Origin of the sequence: Janthinobacterium sp. PSPC1-1, from assembly GCF_049897625.1 — a bacterium.
Classification (GTDB): domain Bacteria; phylum Pseudomonadota; class Gammaproteobacteria; order Burkholderiales; family Burkholderiaceae_D; genus Janthinobacterium; species Janthinobacterium tructae.
Genome location: NZ_JAFCWP010000001.1, coordinates 1,629,148 through 1,652,787 on the forward strand (window position 1 = coordinate 1,629,148; position 23,640 = coordinate 1,652,787).

Annotated in this window: 24 protein-coding genes; 7 read left to right on the top strand and 17 right to left on the bottom strand. The window is 61.1% G+C overall.

All coding sequences use genetic code 11. From position 1 onward, the window contains the following. Positions 1–37: 37 nt before the first annotated feature. From ACP7EG_RS07270 to ACP7EG_RS07290, 5 genes are all read right to left on the bottom strand, one after another. Complete coding sequence (locus tag ACP7EG_RS07270; protein WP_131686481.1) at positions 38–817, bottom strand: peptidylprolyl isomerase; 780 nt, start codon at positions 815–817, stop codon at positions 38–40. An 84-nt stretch (positions 818–901) separates the two neighbouring features. Next, positions 902–1,189 (bottom strand): BolA family protein, encoded by a 288-nt coding sequence (locus tag ACP7EG_RS07275; protein WP_099763678.1) that lies wholly within the window; start codon positions 1,187–1,189, stop codon positions 902–904. Further along, positions 1,186–1,815: a septation protein A gene (locus ACP7EG_RS07280; protein WP_426087076.1), complete on the bottom strand. Its 630-nt coding sequence runs from the start codon at positions 1,813–1,815 to the stop codon at positions 1,186–1,188. The genes ACP7EG_RS07275 and ACP7EG_RS07280 overlap by 4 nt, the downstream gene beginning before the upstream one ends. 84 nt (positions 1,816–1,899) lie before the next feature. After that, positions 1,900–2,301, bottom strand: a complete 402-nt coding sequence (gene msrB / locus ACP7EG_RS07285; protein ID WP_096235562.1) for a peptide-methionine (R)-S-oxide reductase MsrB — start codon at positions 2,299–2,301, stop codon at positions 1,900–1,902. Between the two features lie 9 nt (positions 2,302–2,310). Beyond that, the gene (locus tag ACP7EG_RS07290) at positions 2,311–3,789 is read right to left on the bottom strand and encodes a protein adenylyltransferase SelO (protein WP_426087077.1); all 1,479 of its coding nucleotides are present in this window, start codon (positions 3,787–3,789) and stop codon (positions 2,311–2,313) included. A 213-nt stretch (positions 3,790–4,002) separates the two neighbouring features. Here ACP7EG_RS07290 and ACP7EG_RS07295 point away from each other — a divergent pair, with 213 nt between their 5' ends. After that, on the top strand, positions 4,003–5,655 hold the full coding sequence (locus tag ACP7EG_RS07295; protein WP_426087078.1) for a 3-(methylthio)propionyl-CoA ligase: 1,653 nt from the start codon (positions 4,003–4,005) through the stop codon (positions 5,653–5,655). A gap of 5 nt (positions 5,656–5,660) precedes the next feature. Here the strand turns inward: ACP7EG_RS07295 and ACP7EG_RS07300 are convergent, their stop codons facing one another. From ACP7EG_RS07300 to ACP7EG_RS07315, 4 genes are read right to left on the bottom strand one after another with little or no spacing between them, the layout of a single operon-like run. Next, positions 5,661–7,163: a chemotaxis protein CheW gene (locus ACP7EG_RS07300; protein WP_426087079.1), complete on the bottom strand. Its 1,503-nt coding sequence runs from the start codon at positions 7,161–7,163 to the stop codon at positions 5,661–5,663. Beyond that, positions 7,156–7,695, bottom strand: coding sequence for a chemotaxis protein CheD (locus ACP7EG_RS07305; RefSeq protein ID WP_426087080.1), 540 nt, complete (start codon positions 7,693–7,695; stop codon positions 7,156–7,158). The genes ACP7EG_RS07300 and ACP7EG_RS07305 overlap by 8 nt, the downstream gene beginning before the upstream one ends. Next, on the bottom strand, positions 7,692–8,516 hold the full coding sequence (locus ACP7EG_RS07310) for a CheR family methyltransferase (protein WP_426087081.1): 825 nt from the start codon (positions 8,514–8,516) through the stop codon (positions 7,692–7,694). The genes ACP7EG_RS07305 and ACP7EG_RS07310 overlap by 4 nt, the downstream gene beginning before the upstream one ends. Positions 8,517–8,519: 3 nt before the next feature. Continuing rightward, positions 8,520–10,583, bottom strand: coding sequence for a methyl-accepting chemotaxis protein (locus tag ACP7EG_RS07315; protein WP_426087082.1), 2,064 nt, complete (start codon positions 10,581–10,583; stop codon positions 8,520–8,522). Positions 10,584–11,138: 555 nt separating this feature from the next. On the opposite strand from ACP7EG_RS07315, the gene ACP7EG_RS07320 reads away from it, so the two are divergent. Then, entirely contained in the window at positions 11,139–13,226 is a 2,088-nt protein-coding gene (locus tag ACP7EG_RS07320; protein WP_426087083.1) for a 3-hydroxyacyl-CoA dehydrogenase NAD-binding domain-containing protein, read from the top strand. Positions 13,227–13,304: 78 nt separating this feature from the next. Here ACP7EG_RS07320 and ACP7EG_RS07325 read toward each other — a convergent pair whose 3' ends face one another. The 6 genes from ACP7EG_RS07325 to ACP7EG_RS07350 all read right to left on the bottom strand — a co-directional run bounded on the left by ACP7EG_RS07325 (position 13,305) and on the right by ACP7EG_RS07350 (position 16,692). Further along, the gene (locus ACP7EG_RS07325) at positions 13,305–13,904 is read right to left on the bottom strand and encodes a transposase (RefSeq protein WP_426087085.1); all 600 of its coding nucleotides are present in this window, start codon (positions 13,902–13,904) and stop codon (positions 13,305–13,307) included. An 86-nt stretch (positions 13,905–13,990) separates the two neighbouring features. After that, positions 13,991–14,338: a FlxA-like family protein gene (locus ACP7EG_RS07330; protein ID WP_426087086.1), complete on the bottom strand. Its 348-nt coding sequence runs from the start codon at positions 14,336–14,338 to the stop codon at positions 13,991–13,993. Between the two features lie 182 nt (positions 14,339–14,520). Next, positions 14,521–15,006 carry an IS6 family transposase gene (locus ACP7EG_RS07335; RefSeq protein ID WP_426087148.1) on the bottom strand — a complete coding sequence of 162 codons (486 nt, stop codon included), beginning with the start codon at positions 15,004–15,006 and terminating at the stop codon, positions 14,521–14,523. Between the two features lie 9 nt (positions 15,007–15,015). After that, positions 15,016–15,852, bottom strand: a complete 837-nt coding sequence (locus ACP7EG_RS07340) for an alpha/beta fold hydrolase (RefSeq protein WP_426087087.1) — start codon at positions 15,850–15,852, stop codon at positions 15,016–15,018. A 100-nt stretch (positions 15,853–15,952) separates the two neighbouring features. Continuing rightward, a complete protein-coding gene (locus tag ACP7EG_RS07345) occupies positions 15,953–16,357 on the bottom strand; it encodes a VOC family protein (protein ID WP_426087088.1) in 405 nt (134 codons plus the stop codon). A 95-nt stretch (positions 16,358–16,452) separates the two neighbouring features. Next, entirely contained in the window at positions 16,453–16,692 is a 240-nt protein-coding gene (locus ACP7EG_RS07350; RefSeq protein WP_426087089.1) for a DUF2798 domain-containing protein, read from the bottom strand. 111 nt (positions 16,693–16,803) lie between these two features. Between ACP7EG_RS07350 and ACP7EG_RS07355 the strand changes: the two genes are divergently transcribed. Then, positions 16,804–17,709 carry a LysR family transcriptional regulator gene (locus ACP7EG_RS07355; RefSeq protein ID WP_426087090.1) on the top strand — a complete coding sequence of 302 codons (906 nt, stop codon included), beginning with the start codon at positions 16,804–16,806 and terminating at the stop codon, positions 17,707–17,709. Here ACP7EG_RS07355 and ACP7EG_RS07360 read toward each other — a convergent pair. Then, entirely contained in the window at positions 17,706–18,455 is a 750-nt protein-coding gene (locus ACP7EG_RS07360) for a nucleotidyltransferase domain-containing protein (RefSeq protein WP_426087091.1), read from the bottom strand. The genes ACP7EG_RS07355 and ACP7EG_RS07360 overlap by 4 nt on opposite strands. 187 nt (positions 18,456–18,642) lie before the next feature. On the opposite strand from ACP7EG_RS07360, the gene ACP7EG_RS07365 reads away from it, so the two are divergent. Next, entirely contained in the window at positions 18,643–18,846 is a 204-nt protein-coding gene (locus ACP7EG_RS07365) for a hypothetical protein (protein ID WP_046682764.1), read from the top strand. Positions 18,847–18,938: 92 nt separating this feature from the next. Here the strand turns inward: ACP7EG_RS07365 and ACP7EG_RS07370 are convergent, their stop codons facing one another. Next, positions 18,939–20,639, bottom strand: coding sequence for an MFS transporter (locus ACP7EG_RS07370; protein WP_426087092.1), 1,701 nt, complete (start codon positions 20,637–20,639; stop codon positions 18,939–18,941). Between the two features lie 227 nt (positions 20,640–20,866). On the opposite strand from ACP7EG_RS07370, the gene ACP7EG_RS07375 reads away from it, so the two are divergent. The 3 genes from ACP7EG_RS07375 (at position 20,867) to ACP7EG_RS07385 (ending at position 23,595) form a co-directional block, all read left to right on the top strand. After that, positions 20,867–22,045, top strand: coding sequence for an acetyl-CoA C-acyltransferase (locus ACP7EG_RS07375; RefSeq protein WP_426087093.1), 1,179 nt, complete (start codon positions 20,867–20,869; stop codon positions 22,043–22,045). A gap of 126 nt (positions 22,046–22,171) precedes the next feature. Beyond that, positions 22,172–22,474, top strand: a complete 303-nt coding sequence (locus ACP7EG_RS07380; protein WP_426087094.1) for a Dabb family protein — start codon at positions 22,172–22,174, stop codon at positions 22,472–22,474. Between the two features lie 125 nt (positions 22,475–22,599). Beyond that, entirely contained in the window at positions 22,600–23,595 is a 996-nt protein-coding gene (locus tag ACP7EG_RS07385; RefSeq protein ID WP_426087095.1) for an NADP-dependent oxidoreductase, read from the top strand. Positions 23,596–23,640: the final 45 nt, after the last annotated feature.

Here is a 23,640-nt window from a genome sequence, read left to right on the forward strand (position 1 = left end):
CGACCGGCGCCGAAAAGGGCGCCGGGGAGGTCAGTTCTTACTGAACTTTTGCTTTTTTGATCATTTCTTCCTGATACGCTTGCAGTTTCTTTTGCTGCAGCGCTTCGGCGATCTGTGGCTTGACTTCTTCGAGGGTCGGCAGCTTGGCTGCGCGGGTGTCGTCCAGCTTGATCACGTGGAAGCCGTTAGGCGTTTGCACCGGGGTGTCGGTGACTTGCCCTTTTTGCAGCTTCACGAAGGCGTCGGAGAACACTTTCGGGAACGACGATGGGGCTGCCCAGTCCAGGTCGCCGCCATTGTCGGCCGAGCCGGCATCTTTCGATTGCTTGGCCAGGTCTTCAAACTTGGCGCCGCCTTTCAGCTTGGCGATGATGTCTTTCGCTTCCGCTTCGGTGGCCACCAGGATGTGGCGCACGTGGTATTCCTTGTCGCCCGTCTGGGCTACGAACTTGTCGTATTCCGCCTTGATTTCAGCGTCGTTGACGGGGTTCTTTTTCAGGTAGTCGCCGACCAGGGCGTTGATGACGATGGCCTGACGTGCGTTCTCGATTTGCTGCTTGACGGCTGCATCTTTACCGAAACCTTTGTTTTCCGCTTCTTGCATCAGCACTTCACGGCCGATCAAGTCCTTCTTGATCATTTCGCGCAATTGCGGCGAATCCGGTTGCTGGCCTTGGGCGACGACTTGCTTGACGACTGCATCAACGCGCGACGATGGGATAGGCTTGCCATTAACAACGGCAACATTTTGCGCAAAAACAGGTACCGCGACAACGGCGAGTAGTGCGATCAGCAAGCGGGCTGGCTTAAAAGTCATTATTAAATCCTGTTAGGGAAAGTTTCGTAAAAAACGCATGGAAAGAAATTGATACCATGGCTCGGGTACACCAAAACGCCATCCTTACACTACTTCGGACGGCGCCAGGGCCACAATCGCCAATGCATGTATCTCATTATGCATCATATCGTGCACGGAATCATACACCAGTCGATGGCGCATGACGAGCCTGAGCCCCTCAAATTGACTAGAAATAATGCGTAGATTGTAATGGCCTCCGCCCGAGGCGGCGCCCGCATGGCCCCGGTGGCGCGCCGAGTCGTCTTCCAGCACGCATTCCAGAGGGGAAAGTGCCGTTTCCAGGCGGGTACGAATGCGCTGCATGCGCGTTGTCGTGTCGTTCGTCATCATGCGTCTTCCTTGATATGTTTGGCCAGGAACAGGGTTTGCGCCACGATGAAGGCAAAGAAGATGCCCGTCGCGCCAAACGCTTTAAAACTGACCCAGGCGGCCATGTCGCCCTTGTACAGCACGAAGGCGACGAACAGATTCAGTGCGCCGATGGCGCCAAAGAAAAGGATCCATGCCGCCAGCAACTGGTTCCAGACGGCATCAGGCAATTGCACTTGTGCTTCCATGGTCTTGCGGATCAGGTTTTTCTTGAAGCCCACATGGGCGATCAGCAGTGCCAGGCCGGACAGCCAGTAGATCAGGGTCGGCTTCCATTTCAGGAAGAAATCGTCATGCAGGTAGATGCTGGCGCCGCCGAACACGACAAAGATGAACAGCGACAGCCACAGCATGCCGTCCACCTTGCGCCCGCGCAGCAGCAGATAGCTGACCTGGCAGGCGGTGGCGACGATGCCAACCAGGGTGGCGAGTATCCATGGCGCCTGGTCAGCCTTGATCAGGCCGCCAGACACGAAGCCGGACAAATATTGCTGCACGAAATCGTGCGTAGCCGCTTCATACATGCCGCCCAGTTTAAAAGCGGCGAAGAAGGCGATCAGGGGGAATAGGTCGAATAGAAATTTCATGGCGAGACTTTACACTGGTCTTATTAAAATCATCTTAGGAATGGCTTAGGAGCAACCGTGGCGCTCCCAAGCCATACCGGTGTCTCAAGGCTGCGGATCGAAGCGCAAGGAAGCCGAATTGATGCAATAGCGCAAGCCGGTCGGCGGCGGGCCGTCCGGGAAGACGTGGCCCAGGTGGGCGTCGCAGACGGCGCAGACGATTTCCGTGCGCAGCATGCCGTGGGTACGGTCGACAATCTCCGTCACGTTGGCCGGGTCCAGGGCCTGGAAATAGCTGGGCCAGCCGCAGCCGGAATCGAATTTCGTGTCCGACGCGAACAGGGGCGTGTTGCAGCAAACGCAGGTGTAGATGCCGTGTGCATGGTGGTCCCAGAACTTGCCCGTGAAGGCCCGTTCCGTGGCCGCGTGGCGTGTGACTTCGTACTGCATGGAATCGAGCATGGCGCGCCATTCGGCATCGGTTTTCTTGACTTTATTGGTGGTCATAATGACTCCTTAGGATGAGCAGCTGACTTCAAGGTGGCTGGCCCAGTCGGGTGGCAGGGCCGCATAGTGCTGGTGTTCGGGCTGTTCGTCAAATGGCTTTTGCAATATTTCCAGCAATTTCGCCACTTCCGTGTAGTCCTGCTGCTGGGCTTTTTCGATGGCCACTTGCGCCAGGTAGTTGCGCAGCACGTATTTCGGGTTGACGCCGTTCATGGCCGCTTGCCGCTCAGCATCGACGCTGTGCTCCTGCAACAGGCGCGCGCGGTATTGTGCCGCCCACGCATCGAAGGCGGGGCGGTCGATGAACAAGTCGCGCAGCGCCGTGTCGTGCCCGGGCTCCGCTACCTGCAGTGTCGCCAGGGCGCGGAAGAAGTTGGTGAAATCCACGTGATTGGCTTGCATCAGCGCAAACATGCTGTCGAACAGCGCCGTATCGTCGTCCTGGCTCGTCTGCAAGCCCAGCTTGGCGCGCAGCAAGGCATTCATCTTCTCCGCAAAGGCGGGTTGGTAGCTGTCCAGCGCCGCCTGCGCCAGTTCCACTTCGCCGATCAGCGGCAGCAGGGCCTGGCCCAGCGCATAGCAATTCCAGTGGCCCACTTGCGGCTGATTGGTGTAGGAATAGCGGCCCTGCTGGTCCGTATGGTTGCAGATATGTTCTGCGTCAAACGCTTCCATGAAGCCGAAGGGGCCGTAATCGAGCGTCAATCCCAGGATCGACATATTGTCCGTGTTCATCACGCCATGCATGAAGCCCACGGCTTGCCATTGCGCGATCATGTGCGCCGTGCGCACGCACACTTCGGCCAGCAAGGCTTGATACGGATTTGCCGCAGCGCGCAAATGGGGATAAAAGCCGTCGATGACGTAATCGGCGAGGATTTTCAGCTCGTCCGGTTTCTTGCGGTAAAACCAGTGCTCGAACGAGCCAAAGCGCACGAAACTGGGCGCCATGCGCGTGACGACAGCCGCTGTTTCCACCGTTTCGCGCATGATGCCTTGCTGCGAACCCATGATGGACAGCGCGCGCGAGGTGGGAATGCCCAGCGCCGCCATGGCTTCCGAGCACAGGAATTCGCGGATGGATGAGCGCAGCACGGCGCGTCCGTCGCCCATGCGTGAATACGGCGTGGCGCCGGCGCCTTTCAGCTGCAGCTCCATCGGACCGCTTGCTGTGGCGATATCGCCCAGCAGGATGGCGCGGCCATCGCCCAGCTGGCCGGCCCAGACGCCGAACTGGTGGCCCGAATACACGGCCGACAGGGGCAGCGAGCGCTCGGCGACGGTATTGCCGATCAGCAGCTCCACATAATCGGCTTGCGCCAGGCGCGCGGCATCAAGGCCGATCAGGCTTGCTGCCGGCGCGCTGGCGGCGACAAAGTAGGGTGCGGGCAGGGGCGTGGGCATCAGCCGCGTATAGAACGCGGGTGGCAAGGCCGCAAAGGCATTGTCCAGTGGTAAGGTATGAGCGGTGATGGCGATTCCATTCAAGTAGATGCGCCGGCAAGGTGCGCCAGGCTGGAACCCGATTTTACCGCACGGCGCGAAGGTCCGTACCGGACGCCGGCACTGCAAAAAACGGAATCAAAAATTCCATGCTGCATTGCAATATCGAAATGCGTTGACGATTTCCGCACGACCGTACGAAACTAGGGAAAATCTTTAAATTCCTACAATAACCGAGTAGCCACCCCAGGAGACACGATGTCGGCATTTCCCTTGAGTCCAGTGATGGGCCAGATGATGAATCAGCCCCTGCTGATTTCCAGCATTATCGAGTTTGCAGCGCGTCATTATGGAGGCAGCGAAATCATTTCGCGGCGGGTGGAGGGCGATATGCACCGCTACACCTACCGCGATTGCCACCAGCGCGCGCGCCGCCTGGCCAATGCCCTGCATGGCCTCGGTGTCGGCATGGGCGACCGGGTTGCCACGCTGGCCTGGAATGGCTACCGCCACCTGGAAGCCTACTATGCCGTGTCCGGCTCGGGTGCCGTGCTGCACACCATCAATCCGCGCCTGTTTCCCGACCAGATCGCCTACATCTCGAATCACGCGGAGGACCAGGTTCTGCTGTTTGATTTGACCTTTTTGCCCGTGGTGGAGAAAATCGCTGCCGACTGCACCTTTGTGCGCCACTTCGTGCTGATGTGTGACCGCGAGCGGATGCCCGCCAGCAGCAGCATCCCCGACCTGCTGTGCTATGAAGACTTGATCGCCACACATTCCGACGATTACACATGGCCCCTGTTCGATGAAAATGCGGCCGCCACCCTGTGCTACACGTCGGGCACGACGGGCAATCCCAAGGGCGCCCTGTATTCGCACCGTTCGACCGTGCTGCACGCGTATGCCTCGGCCATGCCCAGCGGCCTGAACGTGCGCGCTTCCGACACGGTGCTGCCCGTGGTGCCCATGTTCCACGTGAACGCCTGGGGCTTGCCGTATTCCGTGCCCCTGTCCGGCGCGCGCATGGTCTTTCCCGGCGCGGCGCTCGATGGCAAGTCGCTGTATGAATTGTTCGAGGCGGAAAAAGTGACCTTCTCGGCCGGCGTGCCCACCGTCTGGCTGGGCTTGTTGAACCATGCGCTGCAGAATGACTTGAAGTTTTCCACTTTCCGCCGCACGGTGATCGGCGGCGCCGCTTGCCCGCCAGCCATGATGGATACCCTGATCGACAAGTTCGACGTCGAAGTTATCCACGCCTGGGGGATGACGGAAATGTCGCCGCTGGGCACGGCGGGCGGCTTGCAGACCAAGCATCTGGATTTGCCGAAGGACGAACAGCGCAAGATCCTGCAAAAGCAGGGCCATGCGATCTATGGCGTGGACATGAAGATCGTCGACGACGATGGCAAGGAATTGCCGTGGGATGGCGTTGCCTACGGCCACTTGCTGGTGAAAGGGCCGTGGATCATTTCGTCGTATTACAAGAACGAGGGCGGCGACGTGCTGCAGGATGGCTGGTTCCCCACGGGCGACGTGGCCACCATCGATGCGGATGGCTACATGCAGATCACGGACCGCAGCAAGGATGTGATCAAGTCGGGCGGCGAGTGGATCGGCACTATCGACCTGGAAAACCTGGCCATGGCGCACCCGGCCGTGCTGCAGGCGGCCTGCATCGGCGTGTTCCACCCGAAATGGGATGAGCGGCCCGTGCTGGTGGTGGTGCTGCGCCCGGGCATGACGGTCACGCGCGAGGTTTTGTTGCAGTTCTTCGAGGGCAAGATCGCCAAGTGGTGGACGCCCGACGACGTGCTGTTCATCGACGCCTTGCCCATGGGCGCGACGGGCAAGATCCAGAAGAACAAGCTGCGCGAGCAGTTCAAGGGGCACCAGCTGCCGGGCTTGTAAAAAAGCTACGCCGCCTGCGGCAGCGCCGCCCCCAGCTTTTCCAGCAAATGATCGCACTGGAAGACGGACAGGGTCTGGCGCTGCGCGTCCGTGCCTATATCGATCATTTCATCCATTTCGCTGCGCAAGTCGTCGTGCGTGCCCGTGCGGATGATTTGCGGCGCCGCAAAGCGCTGGCTGTCGGAAATGGTCATGATGTTGTCGACATGGTCAACAAGGAAGCCGTAGCGCTCGCTACCGCGTTCCACGATGAGGATCTTGCCGGCGCCCGCGTCAGGCAGGGCCGGCATGGCGTACAGCTGGCGCAGGTCGATGATGCTGATCATTTGCTGGCGCAAGTTCAGCATGCCGCGCATGCAGGCCGGCATGCCCGGTGGCGTGGTGATGGCGCCGCTGTAGTCGATGATTTCGCGCACTTGCCCGATTTCCACGGCGAAGCGGGTTTCCACGGTAAACGTGATGTAGACGCGGCGCTGCGCCTTGCGCGTGGCGGCAGTGGCCGTTTCCGTGTCGTTTGGATACAGGCGCGCGTGGCCGTCGCGCATCTCGACGATCTCCGCCTGCGACAGGATGCCCTTGTGGTCGAGGAAAATGATGTCGCCCAGGCCCTCTTTCGTGATGCAGCCGGCGAACATGGCCGCGCGCGCCTTGCTCAGCAGGGGAATCGGCAGCACCTCGTCGCCAAAGAAATGCACGATGCTGTCGACGGAGTCGACGAGAAAACCCACGCTCGTGTCATCGAGGCGCACGACGATGATGCGCTGCTCGCTGGTCGCCTCCTTGCCGGGTTCTGCCGCTTGCAGCAGGGCGCCGAAATCGATGACGGCCACCTGGCTGCCGCGAAAATGCATGCGGCCAAGGCATAGCTCGCTATTCAGCAGGGAGTTGTGCAGTTCCGGCACCCGGATGATTTCCTGGATGGCCAGCATTTCGAAGGCAAACGTGGCGCCGGCCGCGTGAAAGCTGACGCACTGCCGGCGTTCGCTTTGCGCGTGGTAGCGGGCCGTGCTCAGTTTGGCGCCCGCCGCTTGCAGGGCCAGCACATGGGGCACGTTTTCGATGCGCAGCAGGGCGTGCGGGTCGAGGATTTGCAGCAGGCGCGCGCCGCCGTCGAGCAATATCGTACCGGCGATGACGGCGTGCGCGTCGCCGGCCGCATACTGCAGGGCGCTGCGCGCGCTGGCCGGCACGCGCAGGATGTCGCCCGTATCCTGGAAGACGATGCCGATCAGCACTTGCTGAAAGTCGAGGATGGCGATCTTGTCGGTGGCCACGGCGCGCGGCGCATCGGCGCGAAACAGCCGCCCCAGGTTGACCACCGGAATGACACTGCCGCGCAAGGTGAACATGCCTTCCAGATACGCGGGCGACAGGGGTAGGGCGGTGACTTTCGCGGGGTAGTTCACCACTTCGCGGATGCAACTGGCGGGCAGGGCGAATTCATCGTCGCCCAGATGGAAAGAACCGAACAGTTCGGTGGAGGTGTCATGCCCTTCATGCCTATCCATATGCGTCTTCCTTGCGTGGAGTCAAGCCGGGTTGCGCCACCACATCGGTGACGGCGTAGCTGTGGTGGGCGCAATCGATCAGCAACTGGCGCCCGTGGCGTCCGCCCAGCGCGCAAAAACTGACGTGCAAGCCGCACTGGTCTAGGTATTTTTGCGCCGCTGCAGCGTTTTGCCGCCCCACCTGCAGGCGGCCATGACCATTATCGGGGCCGAACATGCTGGCGCCGCCCGCCAGCACCACGTCGATATCGGCGTAATCGGCCTCGCGCACGCCCATCAGGCGCAGCAGCGAGGGCACGGCCTGGCTCACGTAGCGCGCATTCGGGGCGCCAAGGGCGCTGTCTGCTCCGGGTGCTTCCGGCAGCAAACAGTGGGCCAGGCCGCAGCAAGGGCCGTTCTTCCAGATGAAACCGATGCCGATGCAGGAACCCAGCAGCGCCTGCAGCTGTTCGCCCTGCGCGCCCACGCTAAGTTGCCCCATGCCAACCAAGTGCAGCGGCGGCGCGTCCGGCGCAGTGTACGTGTGGATCATGCCGCTCCCGCCCTATAAATCATGGGAAACTCGAATTGATAGCCGGTACCCAGGCGGGCGATGGTTTCCGATTCGCCCAGAATCAGCCGGCCCTCGTTCTTCAGGCTCAGGCGCGCCTGGCGCAGCACGGTTTCCTGGTGCTCAGCATCGAAATAAATCAGCACATTGCGCAGGAACACCAGGTCGAACTGCCGGGCCGGGCGCAGCGCTTCCAGTAAATTGTGCTGCGCAAAGCTGACGTGTTGCCGCAGTTCCTCGTTGACCTTGACGCCATACGGCGAGGGCGTGAAATATTTGCGCAGCAAGTCCGGGTGCGACAATCGGATGCGCTCGACGGAGCGCCCGCTGTACTGGCCCACCCTGGCCGCGCCCAGGATTTGCTGCGAAATGTCGCTGGCCAATATCTGGTAGCGGAAATCGGGCGTTTGCAGCCTGAATTGCTCGCACAGCATGGCGATTGAATACAGCTCTTCGCCGCTGGCGGCCGCCGCCGACCAGATTTCCAGGCAGCCACCCGGATGGGCGCGGGCCCATCCGGGCAGGTAGCGGTCGCGGAAGTAATCCCAGATCGATGGTGTGCGGAAAAACAGGGTGTCGTTGGTGGTCACCAGGTCGATGAAATGGGCCACCTCGTCGCGGTCGCTGGCCACCCGCTCCAGGTAAGCCTGGTAGCTGAGCAGTGACAGCGCCTGCAGCCGTGGCTGCAAGCGCCGCTCCAGCAGCACGCTCTTGCGCGGTGTCATGGCGATGCCCGTATGCTCGCGCACCAGCGCGATCAGGCCCGTCAGCACCTCGGGCGTCAAGGTGGCCGCGTGGCTCATGGCTTACACCACGAAGCCGGAGACAGTCTGGTTCAGGCTGCCCGCGCGCTCGTTCAGCCCATCCGTCGAGCGGGCGATGCTGTCGCAGTTGGCGGCCGACTTTTCCGTTTCCTCGGCGATGTACTGGATCGCCGTCGACACTTCGCGCGCCGTCAGCAGCTGTTCGTTGGCCGCCTTCGAGATATCCGAGATGGCCAGGGTGGTCTTCGCCACGCCCGAGACGATCTTGTCGAAGGCATCGCTGGCCTGGCGTGAAATCTCGCTGCCCGTCGAGACGCGCTTGACGGATTCGTTGATCAGCTTGGAAATCTCCTTGGTTGCCTGCGAGGAGCGCTCGGCCAGCTTGCGCACTTCGTCGGCGACGACGGAAAAGCCCAAGCCGTGCTCACCCGCGCGCGCCGCCTCGATAGCCGCATTAAACGCCAGCATATTCGTCTGGTTGGCGATCTCGCTGATGACCTTGACGATTTCGCCGATGTCTTCCGACGAGCGGTTGATCAAGTCCATCGCCTCGATCGACTTGGCGACGGCGCGCGCGCCCGCTTCCGCTTCCTGCTGCGTGGCTTTCGCCAGGAAATCGGCATTCGAAGTGTTTTCCGCGATGGAATTGATGGAAAACGTCAGGCCGTCGATGGAGGCGTTCATTTCTTCCACCGTGGCGCCCAGCGCCTGCGTGCCCACGGCCACGCCCGTGGCCCGCTCGGCGATGGCATGCGAGGCGTCGGCAAAGCCGTTCGCCGCCGAGACCACGTTGCCGATCACGCCGCGCAAGTCGACGATCATCTTGCTGATGCCGCCGGCCAGCAGGTCGATCGGCTCGTCGCCCTCGGGCACGATATTGCAGGTCAGGTCGCCTTGCGCCGCGCGCGCCACCGAGTCGAGCAAGGCATTGACCTTGCGGCTGTCGTTGGCGGCCCTGGCCTGGATGCTGTTTTCCAGGTTCACCTGTTCGCTGATGTCGATGGCGAACTTGACCACTTTATACGGCTTGCCGTTCAGGTCGAGGATGGGGTTGTAGGTGGCCTGTATCCACACCACCTTGCCATGGTTGCCCAGGCGCTTGTAGCGGCCCGCGTCGAATTCGCCCCGGTTGAGCTTTTGCCAGAATTTCTTGTACTCGGCGCTGCTGGCATACTCGGACTCGCAGAATGTGCGGTGGTGTTCGCCCTTGATATCGCTCAAGTCATAGTCCATGACGGCGAGGAAATTGTCGTTCGCGTCCAGCACATTGCCCTGCATGTCGAATTCGATCACGGCCTGCGCCTTGCCGATGGCGCTGACCTTGCCTTCGTATTCGGCATTGCGCATTTTCAGGGCCGTGATGTCGTTGGCGAACTTGACGACCTTGAAGGGCCGGCCTTCCGCGTCAAAAATGGGGTTGTACGAGGCATTGAGCCAGATTTCGCGGCCGTCCTTGGTGACGCGCTTGTATTCGCCCGCATCGAACTCGCCCTTGCCCAGCTTTTGCCAGAACTGCGCGTATTCCTCGCTGTTAGCGTAATCGGGCGCGCAAAACATGCGGTGGTGCTTGCCTTCGATCTCTGCCAGCGTGTAGCCGACGGAGGCAAGGAAATTGTCGTTGGCGCGGATGATGGTGCCGTCGAGCCGGAACTCGATCACGGCCTGGGCCTTGCTGATGGCGTCGATCCTGCCTTCGTAATCGGCATTGCGGCGTTTGCTGGCCGTGATATCGGTGGCAAACTTGATGACTTTGTACGGCTTGCCATCGGCGTCGATGATGGGGTTGTAGGAGGCGTTGATCCACACTTCGCGGCCATCCCTGGCGCGGCGCCTGTATTCGCCCTGGTCGAACTCGCCGCGACCCAGCTTGGCCCAGAAATCGCCATATTCGGCCGTTTTCACATACTCGGGGTCGCAGAAGATGGCATGGTGTTTGCCTTGCACCTCGGCCAGGGTATACCCGACGACGCGCAGGAAATTGTCATTCGCATGCAGGATGGTGCCGTCGAGTTCGAATTCGATGACGGCCTGGACACGGTTCAATGCAGTATTTATCGCTTGTAAGTCCAGATCCTGGGAGTGGCTGACATGGCTGGCTGCGTCCATAGTATTTCCTTCAGTGTGGGAAGAGGAATGGGTGGCGCTAATGCTGACAGGTAATGACGATATAACATAATGACCCGCACATGAGTCGGCGTGATAATCGGTGAGAATCTACGCGATATAACACAGGCGAACACAGGCGATATTCGGCGGCACTGGTACATAATATTAAATCAATTGCAGAGTATTGATTTGCATCAATAATTTTATTATTCTCCAGCGCCTGGCGGAAAACAAGGGGCGTGAATAAATAATGCTGAAAGTGTCCTTATTGGCCCGTGCCAGCATATGGCAGAGCATTTACTGCATAATAAAACGGCGTTTTTCTTATTATGTTTTAATTATTTAAAATGGATATGCAATTGATAGTTGCTGGCGCTTGCCGTCGCCGGTGCCGCCGGCCGGAGCCGGCGATGTTGTACCATGATGGCGGGCACCGGCGCTCCGCGCGCCACGACAAAAATAATACGAGCGTTCTTTTATGCGGTATAGTGAAGCTTCATCCCTTGCAACCACCTCATCGCTAAGCAAAACCCAATAAACCAATAAGGAAGAGACATGAGTGCTGAATATCAAGTAAACGGCGCCGTTGCCGTCATTACCCTTGCCAATCCACCCGTCAATGGCCTGGGCCTGGCAACGCGCACGGCCGCCGTGGCGGGTATCCGCCAGGCGCTGGCGGATGAGACCGTCAAGGCCATCGTCATCACGGGGGCCGGCAAGGCCTTTTCGGGCGGCGCCGACATCAAGGAATTCAATTCGCCCAAGGCGCTCACGGAACCGACCCTGCACACCCTGATCAACGTCGTTGAGCAATCCACGAAGCCGGTGGTGGCGGCCATCCACAGCGTCTGCATGGGCGGCGGCCTGGAGCTGGCGTTGGGCTGCAACTACCGCGTGGCCGCGCCAGGCGCGCAGATGGCCTTGCCTGAAGTCAAGCTCGGCATCTTGCCGGGCGCGGGCGGTACGCAGCGCCTGCCGCGCGTGCTGGGCCTGGAAATGGCCCTCAACATGATCGTCTCGGGCACGCCCGTGGCTTCCGAGAAACTGGCCGGCACGGCCCTGTTCGACGAAGCCATCGCCCCCGGCGCCGACTTGTTGCAAGCCGCCGTGGCCTTTGCCACCAAGGTGGCCGATGTGCGCCCGCTGCCGAAAGTGCGCGAGCGCAAGGTCGACTACCCGAACCACGAAGCGTTCCTGCAGTTTTCGCGCAATACCGTCAAAGCCATGTCCGGCCCGTTCCCCGCACCGCTGAAATGCGTCGATGCCGTGGCGGCCGCCGTGACGATGAAATTCGACGATGGCTTGAAGTACGAGCGCGAACTGTTCATGCAGCTGGTACAGTCGCCCGAGTCGAAAGCCTTGCGCCATGCCTTCTTTGCCGAACGCATCGCCAGCAAGGTGCCCGACGTGCCGGCCGATACGCCCGTGCGCGCGATTACCAGCGCGGCGATTGTGGGCGCCGGCACCATGGGCGGCGGCATCGCCATGAATTTCGCCAACGCGGGCATTCCCGTGATGCTGCTGGAAACTAAACAGGAAGCGCTGGACAAGGGCCTGGCCACCATCCGCAAGAATTACGAGAACACGGTGAAAAAGGGCAAGCTCACGCCAGAGAAGGCCGAGCAGCGCATCGCTCTGGTCAGCGGCACGCTGGCGTATGCCGACATCGCGCAAGCCGACATCGTCATCGAAGCCGTGTTCGAAGAGCTGGGCGTCAAGGAAACGGTCTTCAAGCAGCTCGACGCCGTCATGAAGCCGGGCGCCATCCTCGCCTCGAACACGTCGACCCTGGATCTGGACAAGATCGCCGCGTTCACCCAGCGCCCGCAAGACGTGATCGGCACGCATTTCTTCAGCCCGGCGAACGTCATGAAACTGCTGGAAATCGTCCGTGGCAAGGAAACGGGCAAGGATGTGCTGGCCACGGCGCTGGCGCTGTCGAAAAAACTGAAAAAGACGGGCGTGGTCTCGGGCGTGTGCGACGGCTTCATCGGCAACCGCATGATCGAGCAGTACAGCCGGCAAGCCGGTTTCTTGCTGGAAGAAGGCTGCTTGCCGGAGCAAGTCGACAAGGCGGTGGAGAAATTCGGCTTCGCCATGGGCCCGTTCCGCATGGGCGACCTGGCCGGCAACGACATCGGCTGGGCCATCCGCAAGCGCCGCTACGTGGAAAAACCGGAAGTGACGTATTCGAAGACGGCCGATTTGCTGTGCGAACTGGGACGTTATGGCCAGAAGACGGGCGCCGGCTGGTATGACTACAAGGCTGGCGACCGCAAGGCGTATCCGTCGGAACAGGTGAACGCCATGATTATCCAGCACTCCGCCGACATCGGCGTGGCGCGGCGCAAGATCAGCGACCAGGAAATCGTCGAACGGCTCGTGTATGCGCTGGTCAACGAAGGCGCGCGCATCCTCGAAGAGGGCATCGCCCTGCGCGCCTCGGATATCGACATGGTGTATCTGACGGGCTACGGCTTCCCCCTGTTCCGTGGCGGCCCCATGTTCTATGCGGACACGGTCGGCTTGCCAAACGTGCTCGATACGATTGCCGCTTACGCGAAAGGCCGCCACGGCGAGGCGTGGACACCGGCGCCCCTGCTGGTGAAGCTGGCGGGCGAGGGCAAGGGTTTCAATAGCTAATCCGGCGCTACCGTTGACGCCCGATGTTGTCGGATTACGCGCGGCTTCGCCACGCTAATCCGACCTACTTAAGAGCGCCTAACAAAACCGCTGAATGTATCTCCAGCAGATGAGTATGCAGGCAAGTGACAGGAATGCCTGATGGATATCAGCTCGGCGCTCGTAGCGGATACGCAGGCGGCGGAAACGGTGAAGACAGCCCAGTGTGCGTTCGACCACCCAGCGCCATCTTCCCAGCCGTTCGCGCGACTCGATACCGTAGCGGGCTATGCGTGGAGCGATGCCACGGCTACGCAACCAGGCCCGATGGGCACGCGAAGCATAGGCCTTGTCGGCATGCAGTTTGGCAGGACGTTTGCGTGGCCAGCCCGCAAGCCCTGCTACTGAAGGGACGGCTTCAAGCAGTGGAATCAGCATGCGGGAATCATGTACCTGAGCCCCCGATATGCTCGCCACCAGACAGGCATGTAGGCGCCGCCAGCAACTCATGCCGCTGCCGCAACCCAGTTCACGGGGAAGGTATTCCCAAGGCAAACCGGTCTTGAGGACGAACAGGATGCCGGTCAAGGCGGCGCGGTCGTCAATGCGAGGACGCCCGCCTTTGGGAGAAGGACGATGTGCTGGTAGCAAAGGCTGAATCAGCGCCCACAGGTCGTCAGGAAGAAGTGATTTAGCCATGGCGCGGCCCCCCGAAAATGATGTCAGGTGGGTTGGACCAGCTTCGGGGCCGTTTGTTTCTCTGGACGACGTTTTGTTAGGCGTTCTTAAGCCTCGGTGTCGATAGTGTTGCCCAAGGTCGAGGTGGGCGAGCGCGCTGCGCTGTTGCCGTTATCGGTGCCGCTGGCTGGCTGGCTGTCCTGTTTCTGCTGTGCCTGTTGAGCCGCTTGCGCTTGCAATTGCGCGATCAGCGCCTGCAGCAACTGTATCTGCTGCGCCAGTTGCTTCTGCATCTTTTTCGACGCGTCCGTCTGTTCGCCCTTCTGCGACTCCTTCAACTGCTCTTGCGCCCCCTTGATCTGCTCTTGCAGTGCGGCGATCTGCTTGGCGCTAGTGGATCCGCCGCTGCTGGGGGCCGTGCTCACTGCGCTACCCGAACCAATTGCCGATACCATGATGATTTTCTTTCCTCTGTGTCAATATCGTCATTATCGCAAAATTTCCCATAGATAAACAGGCACACGGGTAATGTCAACTTGATGAACCGGAGCGACGAGTTGTAGAATTCCAAGCGAAATTGCCGTTGATGGGGTAACACGGTGTCACGGATTCGGCGTTTTTTGCTACGTCTGTGGCCTCATTCCATGAAAAAAAATGCCTGCATACGGACGTGCCGGTACCGATCCGCTGTCAAGCGGTTGCGCTGGCACCGGAAAGTGTTGTTGATCGGGCCATGCGCCGACAAAAAACGCTGAGCTTGGCCAGATGACTCGAAGCGGCGCATCTGTCGTTCTCGTTGCCGCGTCGGTTGATGCGAGAGTTCGGCCCGGTTATTCAGACCCTTGTGCTGGCGATGCTCGACACCCAGCATGATTTGCGTTTTTGCCGCGGCATAGCTCTTTAGCTTGTCAGTGATCAGCACCCCTGGTGTATAACGCAAGCCCTTGAGGAGCTTGCGGAAAAAGCTATTTGCTGCCTGCCGGTTGCGCCGGCTCTGCATCAGGATATCGATCACATGACCGTTCTGATCGACTGCACGCTCATCTGTTGGAGGTGCGTAGAGATGTTTTGTTAGGCGTTCTAAGTCGGCGTAGGTCGGATTAGCGGCGGTACGCCGCGTAATCCGACGCCACTACTTCTTCTTCGCCACCATCTTGATCGCCTCGTTGACGATGACGGGGTTGTCTTTCTGGATGTAGTAGCCGGCGCCCGTGATGCGCTCGATGGCCGGCGCGCCGGACAGGCGCTGCCAATCCTTTTCCTGGGCCCGCACCACGTTTTCAAACGAGCCCATCTCCTCGATGCCGAACTTGTCGCGAACCAGCAGCATGGCGGGCACGCGCAGCGGGCTGGCCATGTCGACGTGCTGCAGGCACTGCGTCTGGGCATCGAATTCGGCCGATTCCGTACTGTTGAACATGAGTTTGCGCCGCGTCTTCACGAGCATGGCGTAGGTGGACGCGTCCGTTTGCATGCGGTTCCATTGCTGCGGGTGCGTGGGGTCGAGCAAGACCAGGCCGGCCACGTCCTGCGGGTACAGCCTGGCATATACATACTGGTACAGCCCGCCCAAGCCATGGCCCACCAGCACATATGGCGGTTTCAGGCCCGCTTGCGCCAGCAGGGCGCGCTGCTGGGCGGCGATCGTGCACGGGTCGCGCGGCGTGGTGGTTTTGCGGCTGTCGCCGTAGCCGGGACGGTCGTACACGAGCACGCGGTGCTGTTTGGCCACTTCGGGCACCACCTTGGCCCACACATCCTTGCCGTCGCCCATGGCTGACTGGAACACCACGGGCAAGCCGCCCTGGCCGCTCAAGGCATAGGCGATGCTGGCGTCGGGCAGGGCGGCCGTGGCGGGCACGCCGGGCATGACCGGGGTCGATGGCAACAGAGAGCAGCCTGCCAGCAGCAAGCCGGCGCTGGAGAGGAGCATGGTGCGCGCGGGGCGGCCGACGAATAGATGATGCATGAATTTCCTTCTTGGTGCAGGGACCGGTATGGCGTGCCAGCCATTATAGGCAAATCGCAGGGAAGTGGAAACGCCGAACAGAGGCGGATTTCCCGTGCTGTCAGCCGGCGTCGGCGCGATGGCAGACGGCTTCGATGCGGTTGCCGTCCGGATCGAACAGGAAGGCCGCGTAATAGCTGGCGTGATAGTGGCGCAGGCCGGGCGCGCCCAGGTCGATGCCGCCGTGCGCCAGGCCCGCACGCCAGAACGCTTCCACGGCCGCGCGCGAGGCGGCCTTGAAGCAGCAATGGCGGCGTGGCGCGTCGTCGGGCCGGGGGCCCAGGCGCACGGAAAAATAGCTGCGTTCAGGGTGCTCGGCATCGCTGCGCTCGCCATAGCCGACCCAGGCGTTGGCATGGTCACTGCCCACCTTGGGCACGCCCAGCGCGGCGAAGATGGCGTCGTAGAAGCGCTCGGCGCGTTCCAGGTCGGCAACGGTGAGGGAAACGTGATCGAGCATGGGCATTCCACTGTAGAAACAAGGAAGGCCATAGCATAGCCCGGATCAGGACGGCCGTGGGCCGAAGTAACCGAGTGATACAGGCGGCGGCCGACTGCCGGTTAAGTCCGGCTGGCGAGTCGGGCCACGATACTGCGGCTCATCAGCTGCACGCGCGGCGCGAACAGCATCACGGCGCAGAAGGCCACGGGCCAGGCGGCAAAAAACGCATGGCGCCAGCGGGGCAGGAAGTCCGCCTGCAGGCCGATATTGAGCCAGGTGACCCAGGCGCTCATCAGCAGGGTCATCACCAGCGACATCAGGAAGGCGAACGTGCAGCGCAGGCGCAGGGCATCGGACATGGCGTGCTTTCAACATAGTGGAAAGATGCCAGCGTAACGACTTGCAGCAATCTATACTAGAGCCATATTTTTAATTTCAAATTCCGAAAATGCAATCATGCTCGACGCATCATGCTCGATGACCTAGCCCTGTTCGTCGCCATCGTGGAGGCCGGTAGCCTGCATGCGGCGGCCGTCAAGGAAGACTTGCCCGCCGCTACCGTCACGCGCCGGCTGCAAAAGCTGGAAAGCCAGCTGGGCTACCGCTTGCTCAACCGCAGCGCGCGCCGCTTGCAGCCGACGGCGGAAGGCTGGCAATACTACGAGCAGTGCCGTCCCCTGGTACACGCCTTGCGGCAAGCGACGCAGCAGCTCGACGCCAGCCTGTCGGCCGTCTCGGGCAGTATCCGCGTGCTGGCGCCCGTGAACTTCGCCAGCGGCTTGCTGACGCCGGCCTGGGTCAGCTTCATGCAGCAGTACCCGGACATCCGCCTGGAGCTGGAACTGTCGAACCTGCTGCAAGACCTGGTGGGCAGCGGCGCCGACCTGGCCATCCGCGTTGGGGCGCTCGACGATTCCTCGCTGATGCAGCGCCGGCTGGGTAGCGCCGCGCTGGTGATGGTGGCCGCGCCCGCCTACCTGGCGCGCGCGGGCGTGCCGCGCGACTTGCAGGAACTGGCACGGCATGAACTGATCGTGGCCGAACCGCTGCGCAGCTGGCGCTTGCGGCGGCCCGGCGACGGCGCCGAAATGGTGATCGAACCACAGGCGCGCCTGCGCGTCAATGAAATGCGCCTGGCCGTGGAGATGGCGGACGCGGGCATCGGCATCCTGCTGTGTCCGCTCTTGCAATGCCGCGACGAAGTGGCGCGGGGCAGCCTCGTGCGCGTGCTGCCCGACTGGATGCCGCAGCCGCGCCATGTGTATGCCGTCTGGACGCAGCGGCGCTACCTGCCGGCCCGCGTGCGCGTGCTGCTCGAGCACCTGGCGGCGTTTGCGGCGGGCAATCCATTGTTGAATGAGGAGTTGAACGTTTAGCTCGTTTGTTGCTGCTCCAGCCACTGTGTGAACTGGCGCAGCGCTGGCGTGAAACGGCTGGCTGGCGCGGCACCGGGCCTGGCCTGGGCAAGGAAATAGGCTATTTGTGCTTGCATGGCGGGGTAGTGCCGCAGCAGCAGCGCGACATGCTCATCCAGGCTGCCAGGCCAGCAGGGATCGTTATCCTGGCGCAGGATGTTGCAGGAACGGATCAGCTTGCGCGACGCTTCGCGCTGCAGGCGGACGATGGCGACAGGGTCTCGCTCGTCATCAAGGCGCTGCGCATAATCGTCCAGCACGCGGACAAAGTCGCCATTCACGGCCAAGGCGATGGCGCGCGAAGGCGCGAACGGCGCAAAGTGCGACGCCAGGTCATCGCCCCACAGGCAGCGGCACTGGTGCTTGAGCCAGTAACCCCAGCTGTACAGGTGCTCCGGCGCCAGCACCTGGGCCCGGTGGCCGATATCGAAATCGATTTTCAGTACTTCCGGGTGGCGCGCCTGCAAGGCCAGGCGCAGCGCTTCCAGCGCATCGGCCTGCTGCTGCGTGGGAGGATGGCGCAGCACCAGGGTCAGGTCGAGGTCGGATACGCCCGGCGTGGCGTCGCCGCGAGCGACGCTGCCATACAGGTATATGCTATCGAGCAAGTTACCTGCTTGCGTAGTCACGCTGGCGCAGACGTCCTGCAGCAAGGCGTCGAAATGGTGCTGCAATGGGCCGCAGGGGGCGGGAGCAATGGTCGGCATGCCTGGCGCGAGTCCGGTGGAGGAAACTTCCACCATAGCATGCGGCGTGCCGGAAATCCTTTCCATTCAGTAATACCGAGCGCTTGTACTTTTCGTCAGGATCGCGTTAAGATAAAGCTTGCTCGCTTATCAAGTGGGCAATCTGGTGTTTTTACGCGCAATTTCGTCCCTATCCATGAGAGTAGCAATGAAATATCTGATCGTTCCCTTCTTGCTGGCCATGACTGGCTGTGAAGTCTTGTATGACGCGAACCGGGACAAGATCGGTGAGTATTGCAACAGCCTCAATAATTTTGACGACCGCAATGCCTGCCGCAAGCGCAACCAGACCAGCTACCAGGAATACGTGCAGCAGCGCGACCAGCTGAAAAAGAGCAAGAGCGACAAATAGGCCAAGGCTTGCCGCATAAAAAAAACGCCGCTGACCAGTCAGCGGCGTTTTGCATTGCGGACCCCGGCGTTGCGGCCGGGGCTGGCGAACGATCAATCGTCGGCGTAGATATTGTTATCCTTGGTTTCCTTGACGAACAAGGTGCCGATGACCACCGTCGCCAGGGCGATGACGATCGGATACCACAGGCCATAATAAATGTCACCCTTGAAGGCCACCAGCGCGAAGGCCGTGGTCGGCAGCAAGCCGCCGAACCAGCCGTTACCGATATGGTAGGGCAGGGACATCGAGGTGTAACGGATGCGCGTCGGGAACATTTCCACCAGCATGGCGGCGATCGGGCCATACACCATGGTCACATACAGCACCAGGATGAACAGCAGCAAGACCACCATCGGCTTGTTGATCTGGTCCGGATCGGCTTTCGCAGGGTAGCCCGCTTCCTTGATGCCGGCGCCGATTTCTTTCTTGAACGCCGCTTCCTTGACTTTGCTGTCCGCGTCGAAATTCAAGCCGTCGGCCGTCATGACGGCGTTAAACGAGGTCAATTCCTTGGTGCCGATGCGTACCTTGGCCACGCTGCCGGCTGGTGCGTCTTCCTTGGTGTAATTCACCGAGCTGTTCGACAGGAAAGCCGTGGCGATGTCGCACGAGGACGGGAATTTCTTCTGGCCCGTCAGGTTGAACTGGAAGTGGCACGATGCCGGATCGGCCACCACCACCACTGGCGAGTTCTTCAGTGCGGCTTCCAGTTGCGGATTGGCGAAATGGGTCAGGCCGCTGAAGATCGGGAAGTAGGTCAGGGCGGCGATCAGGCAGCCGCCGAGGATGATGTACTTGCGGCCGATGCGGTCCGACAGGCTGCCGAAGAACAGGAAGAACGGCGTAGCCAGCAGAAGGGCGACGGCGACCAGCACGTTGGCCGTTGCCAGGTCCACTTTCAGGGTCTGGATCATGAAGAACAGGGCGTAGAACTGGCCCGTGTACCAGACGACGGCCTGGCCAGCGGTCAGACCGATCAGGGCCAGGATGACGATCTTCAGGTTTTTCCACTTGCCGAACGCTTCTGTCAGCGGCGCTTTCGAGGTCTTGCCCTCGGCTTTCATCTTGGAAAACGCGGGCGATTCATTCATGGCCAGGCGGATCCAGACGGAAATACCCAGCAGGATGACGGAGACCAGGAAGGGAATGCGCCAGCCCCAGGCCTCGAAATCCTTCTCGCCGGTCGCCAGGCGGGTGCCCAGGATGACCATCAGCGACAGGAAGAAGCCGAGGGTTGCCGTCGTCTGTATCCACGCCGTGAATGCGCCGCGCTTGCCTTCAGGCGCGTGCTCGGCCACATAGGTGGCTGCGCCGCCGTATTCGCCGCCCAGTGCCAGGCCTTGCAGGATGCGCAGGATGACGAGGATGATCGGCGCGGCGATGCCGATGGAGGCATGGCCCGGCAGCAAGCCGACGATGAAGGTGGAGCCGCCCATGATCAAAATCGTGATCAGGAAGGTGTATTTGCGGCCGATCATGTCGCCCAGGCGGCCGAAGACCAGCGCGCCGAACGGACGCACGATGAAGCCGGCGGCAAAGGCCAGCAGCGCGAAGATGAAGGTGGTGGTGGGGTCGCCGATGAAGAATTGCTTGGCGATGATGGAAGCGAGCGAACCGTACAGATAAAAATCGTACCATTCAAAGACGGTGCCGAGCGAGGACGCAAAAATGACCTTGCGTTCCTCGGGTGTAATCGGCGTTCCCTTGGTGGAAAATTTCCGTACGTCGGCCGAGCCGGATGGTGTTGCCATGGTTTGTCTCCCTATGTTTTATAGTGAACCATTGCCGAGGTCTTTTTGACCATTCTTGCAACAGCTGGAGCCGAGTGTGTTCTCCGAACCTTACGTCATGCTTGCTTGAAACTTACACGGGGCTTACTAGTGGTGCACGTCAGAACTTTGCGAACGACCGTACTTAAATGTGCTATTCTGATTCCGTAGATACCCCACCTATAATATTTTCCACAAGGAGACACAGCATGAATGAAGCCGTCATCGTATCGACCGCCCGCACGGGCCTGGCCAAGTCCTGGAAGGGCGCGTTCAACATGACGCACGGCGCCACCCTGGGCGGCCACGTGCTGGCCGCCGCCATCGAGCGTGCGCGCATCGAGGCGGAAGAAGTGGAAGACGTGCTGGTCGGTTGCGCCTTCCCCGAAGGCGCCACGGGCGGCAACATCGCACGCCAGGTGGCCTTGCGCGGCGGCTGCCCCGTCACGACGGCCGGCATGACCGTCAACCGCTTTTGTTCCTCGGGCTTGCAGGCCATCGCCCTGGCGGCGCAGCGCATCATCGCCGGCGAAGGCGATATTTATGCGGCGGGCGGCGTGGAATCGATTTCCTGTGTGCAAAACGAAATGAATACGCATATGTATCGCGACGTCTGGCTGCAGCAACACAAGCCGGAAGTGTACTGGCCCATGCTGCAGACGGCCGAAACCGTGGCCAAGCGCTACCAGATTTCGCGCGAGCGCCAGGATGTGTATGGCGCGCAAAGCCAGCAGCGCGCAGCAAGCGCCCAGGCGGCCGGCCTGTTCGACGCGGAAATCGTGCCGATGACCACCATCATGGGCGTGGCCGACAAGGCCAGCGGCATGCTGGTGTCGCGCGAAGTGACGATCTCCAGCGACGAAGGCATCCGCTTTGATACCACCTACGAAGGCGTAGCCAAGATCCGTTCCGCCATGCCCGGTGGCGTCATCAGCGCCGGCAATGCCAGCCAGTTTTCCGACGGCGCTTCGATGGCCATCGTCATGAATGCGAAAGTGGCGGAATCGAAGGGCTTGCAGCCGCTGGGCATTTTCCGTGGCTTTGCCGTGGCCGGCTGCGAACCCGATGAAATGGGCATCGGCCCCGTCTACGCGATTCCGAAACTGCTGAAAAAGGCGGGCTTGACGGTGGCTGACATCGGCCTGTGGGAACTCAACGAAGCGTTTGCCGTGCAAGTGCTGTATTGCGCCGACACCTTGGGTATCCCCATGGAGCGCCTGAATGTGAATGGCGGCGCGATTGCCGTCGGCCATCCGTACGGCGTGTCGGGCGCGCGCCTGACGGGCCACGCCTTGATCGAAGGCAAGCGCCGTGGCGTCAAATACGTGGTGGTGACCATGTGCATCGGCGGCGGCCAGGGCGCGGCCGGCCTGTTCGAAGTGCTGTGATGTAGATCAAACCCAGTCTGCGGGCGGCTTCCAGGGCCGCCCGTTTGCATTCCACCGGTGCGCTCTGCAAAATACGCCGATAGCGGGTACAGTCATGCTTCATTAATAAACAAGCAGCCTGCCACCATGATCAAGCACATCGTTTTCTGGAAACTGTTAGACCACGCCGAAGGCGCCGACCGCGCCACGAACGCCGTGAAACTGAAAGCCTTGCTCGATTCCTGTTCGGACCTGGTCCCAGGCATATTGAAATTCGAAGCGGCCGTGGCCCAGCCGGGCCTCGAAGCGACCTACGACATCGTCCTGTACAGCGAATTCGCCAGCCGCGCAGCGCTCGACGCTTACCAGAACCATCCCGAGCACGTGAAAATCAAGCCGTTTTTTGGGGCCGTGCGGGAAGCAAGGCAATGTATGGACTATGAAGTGTAATGACAGCGTAAATCCGGGGTCAGTCGCTTCGCGATCGGAATGCGTCCCACTGGGACGCATTCCCCCGTCGGGGCCGACCCCAGTTGTCGCATTTGGGTTTCATTTGACTAATGACAGGAGCATTCATGAGCACCTACCAACGCATCGTCCTCGCCTCGCGCCCCACGGCCGAAGTGCAGCCAGATAACTTCCGTCTGGAAACGGCTGAGATCCCCGCCATCCAGGATGGCGAATTGCTGGTGCGCAACCAGTACCTGTCGCTCGATCCCTACATGCGCGGGCGCATGAGCGCCAATAAAAGCTATGCGGCGCCGCAAGCACTCGATGAAACCATGATCGGCGGCACGGTGGGCGTGGTGCTCGAATCGAAACATCCGAAGTTTGCCGTGGGCGACACGGTCGTGGGGACCTTGGGCTGGACGGAAGTGGCCGTGTCGGACGGCACCATGCTGCGCAAGGTCGACACGACGCATATTCCCGCCTCCGCCTACCTGGGTGCCGTCGGCATGCCCGGCATGACGGCCTGGTATGGCTTGAACCAGATCATGGCGCCGAAAGCGGGCGAAACAGTCGTCGTGTCGGCCGCCAGCGGCGCCGTGGGCAGCGTCGTGGGCCAACTGGCGAAACTGAAAGGTTGCCGCGTGGTCGGCATCGCCGGCGGCGCGGAAAAATGCCGCTATGTCGTCGAAGAACTGGGTTTCGATGCCTGCGTCGACTACAAGGGGGGCAATCTGGAGGCCGACCTGGCGGCGGCCACGCCGGACGGCATCGACGCCATCTATGAAAACGTGGGCGGCGCCATCTTCGATGCGGCCCTGGGGCGCACCAATGCGTTTGGCCGCGTGGCCGTGTGCGGCTGGATTGCCGGCTACAACGGCGAACCGACGCCGCTCGACAATGCGCGCCTGATTCTCACCAACCGCCTCACCGTGCGCGGTTTCATCGTCTCGGAACAGCCGGAATTCTGGCCGCAAGGCCTGGCAGAACTGGGCACCCTGGTGGCGACGGGCAAGCTGAAATTCCGCGAATCCGTGGCCGACGGCCTGGCCAGCGCACCGGAAGCCTTCATTGGCCTGTTGAAAGGCCGTAACTTCGGCAAGCAGTTGGTCAAGCTCAGCTGATCTCTCTGTGGAAAGGCAGGCCGTGCGACAATTGCAGCCTGTCTG